The 12,522-nt window shown below is 31.3% G+C and carries 14 protein-coding genes; all 14 read right to left on the reverse strand.

From position 1 onward, the window contains the following. Positions 1 to 73: 73 nt before the first annotated feature. The 14 genes from adhE to B5E92_RS07115 all read right to left on the reverse strand — a co-directional run bounded on the left by adhE (position 74) and on the right by B5E92_RS07115 (position 12,428). Positions 74 to 2,707 (reverse strand): bifunctional acetaldehyde-CoA/alcohol dehydrogenase, encoded by a 2,634-nt coding sequence (adhE, locus tag B5E92_RS07050; protein ID WP_087300599.1) that lies wholly within the window; start codon positions 2,705 to 2,707, stop codon positions 74 to 76. 177 nt (positions 2,708 to 2,884) lie between these two features. Continuing rightward, positions 2,885 to 3,571, reverse strand: a complete 687-nt coding sequence (locus B5E92_RS07055; RefSeq protein WP_087300601.1) for a glycerophosphodiester phosphodiesterase — start codon at positions 3,569 to 3,571, stop codon at positions 2,885 to 2,887. A gap of 18 nt (positions 3,572 to 3,589) precedes the next feature. Next, positions 3,590 to 4,381: a Cof-type HAD-IIB family hydrolase gene (locus tag B5E92_RS07060; protein ID WP_087300603.1), complete on the reverse strand. Its 792-nt coding sequence runs from the start codon at positions 4,379 to 4,381 to the stop codon at positions 3,590 to 3,592. 65 nt (positions 4,382 to 4,446) lie between these two features. Beyond that, on the reverse strand, positions 4,447 to 4,920 hold the full coding sequence (locus B5E92_RS07065) for a superoxide dismutase family protein (RefSeq protein ID WP_087300605.1): 474 nt from the start codon (positions 4,918 to 4,920) through the stop codon (positions 4,447 to 4,449). A 73-nt stretch (positions 4,921 to 4,993) separates the two neighbouring features. Continuing rightward, on the reverse strand, positions 4,994 to 6,424 hold the full coding sequence (locus B5E92_RS15960; RefSeq protein ID WP_087300607.1) for a C40 family peptidase: 1,431 nt from the start codon (positions 6,422 to 6,424) through the stop codon (positions 4,994 to 4,996). Positions 6,425 to 6,798: 374 nt separating this feature from the next. Beyond that, positions 6,799 to 7,356 carry a transcription termination/antitermination protein NusG gene (gene nusG, locus B5E92_RS07075; protein ID WP_087300609.1) on the reverse strand — a complete coding sequence of 186 codons (558 nt, stop codon included), beginning with the start codon at positions 7,354 to 7,356 and terminating at the stop codon, positions 6,799 to 6,801. Between the two features lies 1 nt (position 7,357). Continuing rightward, complete coding sequence (secE, locus tag B5E92_RS07080) at positions 7,358 to 7,546, reverse strand: preprotein translocase subunit SecE (RefSeq protein ID WP_087300611.1); 189 nt, start codon at positions 7,544 to 7,546, stop codon at positions 7,358 to 7,360. Between the two features lie 11 nt (positions 7,547 to 7,557). Next, the gene (gene rpmG, locus B5E92_RS07085) at positions 7,558 to 7,707 is read right to left on the reverse strand and encodes a 50S ribosomal protein L33 (protein WP_087300613.1); all 150 of its coding nucleotides are present in this window, start codon (positions 7,705 to 7,707) and stop codon (positions 7,558 to 7,560) included. Positions 7,708 to 7,759: 52 nt separating this feature from the next. Beyond that, a complete protein-coding gene (locus B5E92_RS07090; RefSeq protein WP_239404283.1) occupies positions 7,760 to 8,365 on the reverse strand; it encodes a sigma-70 family RNA polymerase sigma factor in 606 nt (201 codons plus the stop codon). Between the two features lie 17 nt (positions 8,366 to 8,382). Next, a complete protein-coding gene (rlmB, locus tag B5E92_RS07095) occupies positions 8,383 to 9,108 on the reverse strand; it encodes a 23S rRNA (guanosine(2251)-2'-O)-methyltransferase RlmB (protein ID WP_087300616.1) in 726 nt (241 codons plus the stop codon). Positions 9,109 to 9,134: 26 nt separating this feature from the next. Beyond that, a complete protein-coding gene (locus B5E92_RS07100; RefSeq protein ID WP_087300618.1) occupies positions 9,135 to 9,512 on the reverse strand; it encodes a Mini-ribonuclease 3 in 378 nt (125 codons plus the stop codon). Continuing rightward, on the reverse strand, positions 9,512 to 10,849 hold the full coding sequence (gene cysS / locus B5E92_RS07105; RefSeq protein ID WP_087300620.1) for a cysteine--tRNA ligase: 1,338 nt from the start codon (positions 10,847 to 10,849) through the stop codon (positions 9,512 to 9,514). The genes B5E92_RS07100 and cysS overlap by 1 nt, the downstream gene beginning before the upstream one ends. A 200-nt stretch (positions 10,850 to 11,049) precedes the next feature. After that, positions 11,050 to 11,586 (reverse strand): hypothetical protein, encoded by a 537-nt coding sequence (locus B5E92_RS07110; RefSeq protein ID WP_087300622.1) that lies wholly within the window; start codon positions 11,584 to 11,586, stop codon positions 11,050 to 11,052. A gap of 59 nt (positions 11,587 to 11,645) precedes the next feature. Continuing rightward, on the reverse strand, positions 11,646 to 12,428 hold the full coding sequence (locus B5E92_RS07115) for a Cof-type HAD-IIB family hydrolase (protein ID WP_087300624.1): 783 nt from the start codon (positions 12,426 to 12,428) through the stop codon (positions 11,646 to 11,648). Between the last annotated feature and the right edge of the window lie 94 nt (positions 12,429 to 12,522).

The raw sequence follows: 12,522 nt of genomic DNA on the forward strand, positions 1-12,522 counted from the left end.
AGAAATAACAAAGACTAATTCAAAAAAAAGAGATAGTGCGTACACTATCTCAAAAAATACTATTTTTTAATAATTATTTTTTTGCATATTTGTTTTCATAATCCCAAGATACTCTTAAGATTTCTTCCATATCTTTAACCATAGGCATTCTAGGGTTTGCAGGAGTACATTGATCTTCATAAGCATTCATTGCAATTCTATGAATAGCTTCGTCCCAATCTTTCTTATCAATTCCTTGAGATTTGAAGTTAGAAGCTAAATGAACTTTTGCCATTAATTCTTCTACAGCATTAGCAAACATTTCAACCCCTTCAGCAGGTGTCTTTGGTTTTAAACCAATTAATTGAGCTAATTCCATATATTTAACGTCTGCTTTATAGTTTTCAATTTTTGGCCAAATGTTTAATTTAGTAGGAATAGAACCATTATATCTAATTACATGCGGTAATAAGATACCATTAGTACGACCATGAGGCACATGGAATTCTCCACCAATCTTATGAGCTAATGAGTGGTTCATACCTAAGAACGCATTAGCAAATGCCATACCTGCAATTGTTGCAGCATTGTGCATTTTTTCTCTTGCAAGAGGTGTACCTTTATTTACAGATTCTTCTAAGTAATCAAATACTAATTTAACTGCTTGTTTAGCCCATCCATCAGTAAAGTCTGATGCTAAGATAGAAACATAAGCTTCCATTGCATGAGTTAATACGTCAATACCAGTATCTGCAGCGATTGAAGCAGGTAAACTCATAACGAATTCAGGGTCTACGATAGCTACAGTTGGTGTTAAAGCGTAGTCAGTTAATGGATATTTTTTATTTGCTCTCTTATCAGTAATAACGGCAAATGGAGTAACTTCTGAACCAGTTCCTGAAGTTGTTGGGATACAGATTAATTTAGCTTTTTTACCTAATTCAGGGAATTTGAAAGCACGTTTTCTGATATCCATGAATTTTTGTTTGATATCATCGAAGCATACTTCTGGATGTTCATACATTAACCACATAACTTTTGCAGCATCCATTGGAGATCCACCACCGATAGCAATAATTGTATCAGGTTCGAATTTTCTCATTAATTCAACTCCAGCTTCAACTGTGTCAAGACTTGGATCAGGTTCAACATCGAAGAATAATTCGATATCAACTTTATTTCTTCTTCTTCTGATTACATCTTCAATTTTTTCTACATAACCAAGATTATACATACCTCTGTCTGTAATAATCATGGCTTTTTCCATTTCTTTCATGTCTCTTAAATATTTAATCGAATTTTTTTCGAAATAAATTTTTGGAGGAAGTTTAACCCATTGCATATTGTTATTACGTCTCCCTATTCTCTTAATATTGATTAAGTTAACAGCACTTACGTTGTTAGATACAGAGTTATGTCCATAAGAACCGCAACCTAATGTTAATGATGGAATGAATGCATTATAAACTGAACCGATTCCACCGAATGTAGATGGTGCATTTTCAATGATACGGATAGCTTTACATGCATGTCCAAAACGTTTAGAAATTTCATGATCTTCTGTATGAATTGCAGCAGAGTGTCCTAAACCGTTGAATTCAACCATTGCTGCTGATTTAGCAATACCATCATCAGTATTTTCAGCTTTTAATACAGCTAATACAGGAGATAATTTTTCTCTTGTTAATGGTTCATTTGGTCCTACTTCGCTACATTCAGCTAAAAGGATTTGAGTGTCTGCAGGAACTTTGATTCCAGCTTGTTCAGCGATCCAAGTTGCTGGTTTACCTACAACTGCAGGTAAGACACCTTTGTTTTTATCTGGGAACATATAGTTTTCTAATTTTGCTTTTTCTTCAGCATTTACCCAGTATACTTTAAAACGACTAATTTCTTTTTTGAATTCTTCATAGATTTCTTTATCAACAATAGCAGCTTGTTCAGAAGCACAAATCATACCATTGTCGAATGATTTTGATAATACGATATCATTTACTGCTCTTGGTAAAATACAAGTTTTTTCTACATATGCAGGAACGTTACCAGCACCTACACCTAATGCAGGTTTACCACAAGAGTAAGCTGCAGCAACCATTGCATTACCACCAGTTGCTAAGATAGTAGCAACACCAGGATGTTTCATTAATGCTGTAGTTGCATACATTGATTTAGTTTCCAACCATTGGATACAATCTTCTGGAGCACCAGCTGCTACTGCTGCATCACGCATAATTACTGCTGCCATAATTGAACATGCAGTTGCACTTGGATGGAATGAGAAAATGATTGGATTTCTTGTTTTTAAACAGATTAATGATTTAAAAATTGTAGTTGATGTTGGGTTAGTTGTTGGAACGATACCACAAACAACACCTACAGGTTCAGCAATTTCAGTAATTCCTAAAAGTGGATCTTCGTTAATAATACCAACCGTTTTTAAATGACGTAAGTTGTTAGTTACGTATTCGCAAGCGAATAAGTTTTTAACGGCTTTATCTTCAAATACCCCACGTCCAGTTTCATTTACTGCGGCTTCTGCTAAAGTACCGTGAGCATCAAGACCTGCTACCGAACATTTAGCTACGATGTAGTCTACTTGTTCTTGAGTAAAGTCTTCAAATTTTGATAAAGCTACTTGAGCTTTTGAAACCAGTTGATCGACATAAGCATCGATTTCTTCATTTGTCATTTCTGCTGGTTTGTTGTTAACAGCTTTCTTTTCTGCCATTATTTCTTCCTCCGATTCATTGTGAAATATTTAATTTGTTTCCACCGTTAGTGTACCTTAATTTATCAAAAAACACAAGCAATATTGTGCATTTTTTCACAATAAAATCACCTTCACCCTATGGAAACGTTTACAATATTATACCACACAAAAAAACTAGGGTAAATACTTTTTACCCTAGATATCTTTATTAGTAATAATAGTTTTTACACCCGCTTCAAGCAGAAAATCTTTAATTTCTTCATCGTTGACAGTCCATGTATTAACATCTAAATGATGTTTCAAATAATCCTTAATTTCTTGTTCGTTTAAAAACACATATTTACTATGACAATGAAAATGATGCCTTAAAACAAGTTCCTTATTTTTTTGATAATCATCTTCAAATAAATACCCTAAATATAAATCAGGATCAATTGACCGTAGTTTCAATAAACTATCTAGATGAAAAGATGAAAACATCACTTGTTTTAACATTCCTTTTTCCTTAACTAAATCATATGTCATTTGTTCAATGTTAGGATATTGAATCTTATCAGTTTTAATTTCCAAATTCAAAATAACATCTTTACCATAACAATAATCCAGTAATTCAGCTAATAATGGTATTTTAGCCTCAACATTTTTAAAGCGATAATTAAAATTAAACTTACATAATTCTTGATAAGTATAATCTTTAACATACCCTCTACCATTAGATGTTCGATTAATTGTTTCATCATGGATTAGAACCAGTTGATTATCTTTAGTTAATTGAACGTCTGTTTCTACACCATCAAAATTACCATTTATTGCCGCTTTAAAAGCCATCATTGTATTTTCAGGATATTTATCACTATATCCCCGGTGTCCTAATTTTATCATTTCATTTCTCCTGTAAAGCTAAATCAATCTAAATTCTTTTAAAGCTTTTACAATTCCATCATTTTCAATTCGATCAGTTTCAAAGTCAGCAACAGCCTTAGCTTCTGGGACCGCATTCCCCATTGCTACCCCCATAGCTACAGTTTCTAACATCTCAATATCATTACGACCATCACCAAAGGCAATTGTATCTGCCATATCACGTCCTAATCGCTCAACTAATTTTTCTATTCCGACTGCTTTAGAAACTCCTTTTAATGTTAAATCAAATGAATAATCGCTTTGATGACGTTGGACATCAAAATAAGGGCTTAATTTTTCAACAAGAATCGGAATATCTTTTTTATCATTAACAACAATCATTCCAATATAAGTTTCAATTTTTTCGGGATCAAAATCATCAATAATCGTTTTATCTTTCATCCCCCAATTATTCGCAAATTCAAGATGTCTTGAATCATTACGGTCACGAACATAAATATAATCACTACTTTCAAAATAATAATTAAAATTATGCTGATTTGAAAGTTCCATCGTTGCTTTAATAGCTTCACTAGAAACAATAGCTTTATAAATTGGTTGGTTTTTATATTCAACATAACCACCATTACATGTTACATAACCGCTAAAAGGATAATCCATTACCCCATCAGTAATAAAACACTTACAACGTCCAGTCGCTAAAAAAACATCATGACCGTTTTCTTTAAGTTTATCCAAAGCAATTCTAGTATTATCAGTAATTGCATAAATATCCTGATTACATTCTATCAAAGTTCCATCAATATCAAAAAACAATAACTTACCCATCTTTTTACCTCCGCTACTTTATTGTAACATAATCAAAGTAAGTTTCTACTTAAGAAATGTAAATATTACTGATATAATTCTCTAATAGCACCACAGGCAATAATTGCTCCAGCATTTCCTGAAGGCTGGCTAGTAAAATCATCAACTCCAGCATGAATAACGATTGTATGACCAACAATATCTTCAGGGGTAAATTTATCAATATAAACTGCCATCCAAGCTAAACCATCATTTGAAAATAGCGGTGGTAAATCACCTGTATGATAAGGGTGAGGGCAACTATTTGTACTGTAATGTCCACCAGTATCAGCAAATGGTTCATCAGCACTACCCGAACAATTACCACCTTCATGAATATGCATAGCATGTATTCCTAGTCCACAACCAGTTACTGGCAAACCAAATGCTTCTACTACAATAATGGTACCTTGTCCAAATTCATAAGCTAGCATCGACCCATTTACTATCGCTCCTCTAATAATCGCATAAGCTTTAGGGGTTTGTTGACATAAAGCTCTAATAATATCAAATGTATCCATCTTATACCTCCCCTATATTCTTATGACGATATATAAAAAAAGAAAGGACGTTTGTCCTTTCTTAATTACATTTTTATAAATATCTTCTTGCACAAACATAGTTACGGTTTAAACTAGAAACCTTAACAACATCACCAGTATGTGGTGCATGTACCATTTGCCCACCACCAATATAAATACCTACATGGGTAATATTGCTTGTACTTGATCCAAAGAATACTAAATCACCTGGCTGTAAGTTAGCACGATCAACAGGAGTTCCCCCTCTTGATTGTCCTTGAGCTGTTCTTGCAATTGAGATACCGTGTTGACGATATACCCAAGAAGTAAATCCTGAACAGTCAAAGGCGTTAGGTCCACTTGCACCATATACATATGGTGTACCTAATTTAGTATATGCAGTTTCTACAATCTTAGATCCTGGAGTATAAACTTTAACACTTAAAGTTGCTGTAGATTGATTTCCAGAACTATCACTTACTGAATAAGTAACAGTTTTATTTCCAGTAGAACTTGTATCAATTCCACTAACAGCAACATTCGCTGTTACATCACCATCTTTATTGTCAATTGCTGATACTAAATATTGACGTGGATCAAAAGCAGAATCTTTGACAACTTCTACTGCAGTTGTAGATAAGTTGATTTGTGGCCCACCGATATCTTTTACAGTAAAGTTTAAAGTAGTAACCACTTTATTTTCCGCTTCATCTTGAGTAGTAACTTCAATAGTTTGCACTTCATTTTCTTTAGTTGTATCAACAGTTCCAGAAACTGTATTAGTTACAACTCCTAAATCATCTGTAGCTGTTAAATAGTTTTCCAATTTAAATTCGCTACCATAATCAATAACAACATCGTTTCCTTGAGATAAAGTAACAACAGGTGCTGTTAAATCTGAAACAGCAAATTCAAAAGTCTTTTCTCTAACATTACCAGCAGAATCAGTTACTTTTAAAGTAATATCTTGAATTCCAGCTTTACTAGCATCCAAGGCTTTATCTGATTCAATAAAAGGTGAAACATCACCGTCAACGTTATCAATAGCGCTGACATAACTTGTTATATCGCTACTTCCATTAATTGGAACTTGAACAACATAACCTTTTTTTGCTCCGGCAATTTTAAATTCTGGAGCTTCATCATCAACAACTTCAACACTAACCGTTTTTGTAGTTACATTTGAAAAACTGTCAGTAGCCGAAACTGTCATACTATAAGTACCTAATTGATCAACATCTACACTGTTAACATTCCCTTCAACCACTAAATCTTGGCGTGAATCTTGATTATCAGTGATATCAATTACGTCTAAATCCAATTTTTCACCATATGGAACTTCAATACGATTAGAAACAATTACTGGTGCTTCTTTATCGATTGCAGCATAACCCACTAACATAAATACTGATACCCCTAAAATTGGGATAAACATTGCGCGTCTTTTGATAATGTTTTCATTAATAAAATCAATTAATTGTTCTTTATTACGTTTTTCTTTCATTAATTCACTTCCTATCTTGAACGTCCTTTGCATAATAACATATTTTGATACAAAATGCAAATTTTATCGATATAATCAAAGAAATTTCAATTATTAAAGAACTTGTTTAATATATAAAACAATAATTTTCTTATTAAACCCCCTATTTTACTACGTTTTTTTACTCTTTATAAAAATTACAAAACCTTAAATTTTATTAAATTTATTTTTTCATATTTTGAAAAAAATATTTTATATTTCCTATATCTTTAATAATTGCCATTTTGTAGTCATTTATACTTCTAATAAAAAAAGGCACAAAAAAAGGACTTAAACATATATTTTGTCTAAATCCTTTTTCAAAATTACACCATTTAACCCAAAAAAAGCGAATATTAAATATCCGCTTTTTCTAACTGAACTAAATCGATTTCGATTGGTGTTAAATTTCCTAAAAAATCTATTAAAACTTTAGCTGATTCTTTTTCAGTATCAATTGATTCAACTTTTCCACTCTTACCAGCAAATGGACCAGAAATTACATTAACTTCATCACCTGGTTCATAATTTACTGATACTTCTGAAGTACTAATACCCATTTTCTTTAAAATTGGTTCTAATTCACTTTTTGGAAGTGGGAATGGTTTAGCTCCACCACCAGAAGACCCAATAAATCCAGTTACTCCTGAAGTATTTCTTACAACATACCACGCTTCATCTGTCATGATCATTTCAACTAAGACATAACCAGGAAACATGTTTTTAGTTTTATTAATTTTTTTACCATCTTTAATTTCAGTTTCAACATGTTCAGGAATAACAATTTGAAATAACACATCTTGTAATCCCATTGATTCAACACGCTTTTCTAGATTTTCTTTTACTTTATTTTCATGACCTGAGTATGTATTAACAACATACCAGCGTCTTCCTTCATCATTCATTCCTGTCATTTTAATTCATCCCCAATGCTTTTAATATAAAGGCAATGATTGCATCACCAGCAAAAAAGTATAACCCTAAAACAAAACAAAATGCTAATACAGTAGCTGAATTTTGGGCCAATTCTTTTTTCGATAACCAGCTAATTTTTTTAATTTCACTTCTAATTCCTTTTAGAGTAAACCAATCACGAAATTTCACAGCTAAACCTCCTATTTAGTTTCTTTATGCAATGTGTGTTTTCCACATTTTTTGCAAAATTTTCTTAATTCTAATCTTTCTACATTAACTCGTTTATTTTTTGTAATTGTATAATTACGTGATAAACACTCTGTACAAACTAAAATTACTTTTTCTTTCATACTATCAGCTCATTTCTATGCTATAATAATTTATCATAAATACTAATGATAGTCAAATACATTTGAATTTTGCTATCTTTTTTTGGATTCGATAGTTCGCATTATAAACACTGCGAATATCAATATTTAGTATTCTGGCAATATCTTGATTTTTATAACCTGCCTGGTGATACTTTACTATCTTTTGTTCAAGTTCTGAACAAACTTGTAATAAATATTTATCAATTTCCTGCTGTTGCTCTTGTTCAATACAATATCGATTGGGATTTGGTGTTCGTTCATCAATCAAATTAGTAACATAACGAATTTTTTGAGTTGCATCATAATAATCATCTAATGAATATACTACTCTTTTTTCTCTAATTACTTTGCCACTATTTTTCAATACGATTGATTTTATCGCATTTTCAATCAGCATGGAAATAAAACTTCTCATTTTCATCCCTTTATCTGGACGATAATTATTTAATGATTTAAACACTCTTACCATAATAAGCTGAATATAATCTTCATACTCATCTTTATAAATTGTACTTATATAATACTTAGGTAAAATGATTTCTATTTGTTTATAACAAAATTTCATTAAATATCGTTTTGCTTCCGGACAATCCTGCAAATATAAATAATACAATTCTTCAACATCGTAACCATCCATGGTTACCTCCCTTCTGCTTATAAAGGGTTACGAGAATTATATACCTGGTATAAAATTACAGCAGTTGCTACTGAGGCATTTAGCGATGTTACATGCCCCACCATTGGTAAAACTACATTAAAATCACAATTTTTTTTCACTAGTCGTGATATTCCAAAACCTTCAGAACCAATTACAATTACTAAAGGCATGTTATAATCAATAGCTCGATAATCCTGAGATTGATTTAAATCACAGCCTACTACCCAAAAAGAACGTTTCTTTAATTCTTCTAATGTTCTTGATAAATTCGTAACCTGAGCTACTTTAACATGATCAATAGCCCCAGTTGATACTTTAGCTACCGTACCATTTAATCCAACACTACGATTTTTACCAATAATTACACCATCAACGCCTATTGCATCACATGTTCTTAAAATAGCCCCTAAGTTATGAGGATCTTCTAGTCCATCTAACATTAATAGCAATGGTTGTTTGCCCTCTGGAATAGCATCTAATATCTCATCAAGAGAATAGTAGCGATATCCCTCTACTTCTGCCATAATTCCCTGGTGAGTAACATTGCCAACTTTCTTGATAAATTCCGACTTATCAACCTGGCGATATGGAACTTTCGTTTTTTTACATAGTTCAATAATTTTATTGTCTTTAAAATTGTTTTGGACATACACAGTATATACACGTTTTTCTCCCTTTAAAGCTTCTAATATCGTGTTTTTACCATATATATATTGTTTCATATTTTTCACCTATTTTCGTCTCAAATTTATCTCAAATTTATATATTCTTTATATCGATTAAATATTTCATTCATTCTTTTAAAATCTTTTTGTAAATACAATGTACCAATTATTGCTTCAAAACCAGTCGAATGCAAATGCTCAATACTTTCATTTTTATTACCTTTATTATTACGACCCCGCTTATAAATTCCTACTTCATCTTCACTAAAAAAACCTTCTGATAACATATCATGCATAAACTTAGCATGGGAAGTTGCTGTTACATATTTAATAGCTTCTTTTTGAATTTCATGAGTCTTGGCAAGGCCACTTTCTCTAACTAAATAATCTCTTACTAAAAGTTCAAAAACACTATCTCCTAAATAAGCTAATACGCTAGGATTAATTAAATCTGGTCGCATTAAATTATCCCCTTATCAATTAACTCATCACGAATTTTATCAGCTGTTTGGAAATCTTTTTTAGCTTTAGCATCATTCCAGCTTTGATATAATTCTAGTTCATCGTCAGAAAGCTGTCTTGGCTCATAAACAAAACCAATTACATTAACCATCGCTAATAAAGTTTGATAAGCCTCACTAATTGCCTGATCATCTTTATCTTTTTGTCTAAATAATTGATTCAATACTTTTACTTGATTTAAAATCTTTGTTAAAGCTAAAGATGTATTTAAATCATCTTCTAAAGCACTTACCATATCATCAACAATTTGCTTATTAACTTCACCTTTAGCAACATGATTTACTTGTAAATATAATGAAACAGTTTTAATAACATTATCTACTTTTGCAACTTCTTTTTTTACAGTAGCTACTACTTCATCAGTTAAATTCAACGGATTGCGATAATGACTTGATAACATTAGCCATTTATAAACATTACATCCTAATTTAGCAATCATATCTTTAGCCCAAATTACATTACCTAATGATTTTGACATTTTTTGATTATCAATATTGATCATTTGATTGTGCATCCAAGTATGAGCAATTGGATGATGATGGCACGCCATTGATTGAGCAATTTCATTTTCATGATGCGGGAATTTTAAATCTTGTCCACCACCATGAATATCAATCTTACCATCTTCAAAAATATCATTGATCATTACAACACATTCAGTATGCCACCCTGGTCTTCCTTTAGACCATGGACTATCAAATTGAATCCCTTCATCTGTTTTTTTCCATAATGCAAAATCAGTTGATTCTTCTTTTTTATCATTTTCATCAACACGATCACTAGCACCAGCCACTAAATCTTCAATTTTAATTCCTGATAATTGACCATATTCTTTAATTTTAGATACTCTAAAATAAACATCACCATCGACTTCATAAGCATACCCAGCTTTTACTAACCCATCAATAAAATTAATAATAGCATCCATAGTATTAGTAACTCTTGGAGCGTAAGTTGGGAATAATAAATTCAAATCACGGCGAACATCTTCATATGCTTTGATATATTTGTCAGTCAATTCCTTTTCGGTAATCCCTTCTTCTTTAGCTGCTTTGATAATTTTATCATCAACATCAGTAAAATTTGATACAAAAGTTACTTTATAACCTAAGTATTCAAACGTTCTTCTTAAAACATCAAACACAATCATAGGTCGTGTATTGCCAATGTGTACGTAATTATACACTGTTGGTCCACATACATAAATGCTCACTTCACCTTCACGAAGCGGTTTAAAATCTTCTTTTTTATTTGTTAGTGTATTAAATAACTTCATCATTACCTCCATAAATAAAAAAGCATAATGCTACATTCTCGATAGCAGATGCTTTAATGTTAAATGTTTTAATAGATTTCGATAAGCATATATCAATCCCCATTTAATTTTCTACCATCAAGCAGTTTAAATTAATATCCAAATAAATTACTGCTCACTAACTATTTAATATCTTACCAAAATCAATCTAAAAATACAACTTATTTGCCGACTGCCATTGAAAAGCTTTCCAAATATACAGTCATTTCCTCTTCATTATCCGCAAATTCATCTTTTACAGTACGATAACCATAAATATAAGTTTTATCCTCTAAAAAATATACTATCTCTTTGCTCTTTACACCAGTTTCACTATATTCATATATATACTCATATACATCTAAGCCACTATCTAAAACCGGCTTTAATACCTCAACATCCGATGCTTTACTTTGTTCAAGCATTCCCGTATATAACTCATCTTTATCTTCAACTAAATTATCAGTATTATCATTTACCACAGTAAAATACAACATATTATTATCTTTTGTAAATTCTACTGTATTTACTCCATTTAAATCATCTAAATCAGAAACAACACTAATCTCATAATCTTTAGGATAATAAAAACTCACACCATCTTCAGTAGTATATAATTCCCCCGTTTTAGTTAAATTAACTTCTTTATCACGGGCACCACAAGCTGAAGTTAAACACATTAAAGAAACCATGATAAGAAACAGGATTGATTTTTTCATCATCATCCCTCCTTGCTATCATCATTTTACACAACTAACTAAGTTATTACAACCAAATTTTAGTCGATCAATTTAAAATGCTTTAAGGCACTTACAATTCCATCATTTTCGACAGTGTCAGTAACATAGTCACTACAAGCAATGGTTTCTGGATGCCCATTAGCCATACACACCCCAATGCCAACTAGCTTTAACATATCAACATCATTATGACCATCGCCAAAAGCCATAGTTTCTTCTAATTTGATACCATAATACTTAAGAACCGCTTTAATTCCTTCTTGTTTTCCACCATTTTTGGCAATTAAATCATATGCACCATCATGCCATTTAGTATATTTACAATTTTCTAACTCAGCAGTTAATTTAATAACATCCTCTTCACCTACAAATGGGTTAACTTGATAAACATCATTTTCTAAAGCTCTTTTAGCATCTTTAACTGGTGGTATTGACGTATTAATAGATTTCTGTGCTTCAACGACATAATCATTAACTAAATTAACATATAAATCATTACTTTCTACAAAACTGCACGCTAAATTATGCTCACTAATATAAGATACTATTCTTGCTATATCTTCTTTATTGATTGGATTTTTATAAATAACTTCTTTTTGATTATAACAATAACCGCCATTTAAAGTTAAATAACCATTGAAAATAAATTTATCATTAATCCCTAACTCCTCAATCTCTAAAGCATGGCGTCCACTAGCAATAAATAATTTTATCCCTTTTTCTCTTAAGCATTTTAAAGCATTAACTACACCATCACTTATTTGCGGATGATTTTTAGAAATTAAAGTTTCATCGATATCAAAAAAAATTGCTTTTATCATATATAGTCTCCCTTATAAAATTACCAGAAAAAAATTTTTTAATCGTTTATATTGTAAACAAAAAAATGTTAACATTCAATCGTTAATACGTTAA

Source organism: Erysipelatoclostridium sp. An15, from assembly GCF_002160675.1.
Lineage (GTDB): Bacteria > Bacillota_I > Bacilli_A > Erysipelotrichales > Coprobacillaceae > Thomasclavelia > Thomasclavelia merdavium.

Excerpts from the sequence above, each read along its gene's own strand:
- B5E92_RS07110 (WP_087300622.1), bottom strand. The coding sequence starts at position 11,586 with ATGAAAAAATCAATCCTGTTTCTTATCATGGTTTCTTTAATGTGTTTA.
- B5E92_RS07060 (WP_087300603.1), bottom strand. The coding sequence starts at position 4,381 with ATGGGTAAGTTATTGTTTTTTGATATTGATGGAACTTTGATAGAATGT.
- B5E92_RS07055 (WP_087300601.1), bottom strand. The coding sequence starts at position 3,571 with ATGATAAAATTAGGACACCGGGGATATAGTGATAAATATCCTGAAAAT.
- B5E92_RS07115 (WP_087300624.1), bottom strand. The coding sequence starts at position 12,428 with ATGATAAAAGCAATTTTTTTTGATATCGATGAAACTTTAATTTCTAAA.
- B5E92_RS07065 (WP_087300605.1), bottom strand. The coding sequence starts at position 4,920 with ATGGATACATTTGATATTATTAGAGCTTTATGTCAACAAACCCCTAAA.
- B5E92_RS07090 (WP_239404283.1), bottom strand. The coding sequence starts at position 8,365 with ATGGATGGTTACGATGTTGAAGAATTGTATTATTTATATTTGCAGGAT.
- rpmG (WP_087300613.1), bottom strand. The coding sequence starts at position 7,707 with ATGAAAGAAAAAGTAATTTTAGTTTGTACAGAGTGTTTATCACGTAAT.
- B5E92_RS15960 (WP_087300607.1), bottom strand. The coding sequence starts at position 6,424 with ATGAAAGAAAAACGTAATAAAGAACAATTAATTGATTTTATTAATGAA.
- adhE (WP_087300599.1), bottom strand. The coding sequence starts at position 2,707 with ATGGCAGAAAAGAAAGCTGTTAACAACAAACCAGCAGAAATGACAAAT.
- B5E92_RS07100 (WP_087300618.1), bottom strand. The coding sequence starts at position 9,512 with ATGCGACCAGATTTAATTAATCCTAGCGTATTAGCTTATTTAGGAGAT.
- cysS (WP_087300620.1), bottom strand. The coding sequence starts at position 10,849 with ATGAAGTTATTTAATACACTAACAAATAAAAAAGAAGATTTTAAACCG.
- rlmB (WP_087300616.1), bottom strand. The coding sequence starts at position 9,108 with ATGAAACAATATATATATGGTAAAAACACGATATTAGAAGCTTTAAAG.
- nusG (WP_087300609.1), bottom strand. The coding sequence starts at position 7,356 with ATGACAGGAATGAATGATGAAGGAAGACGCTGGTATGTTGTTAATACA.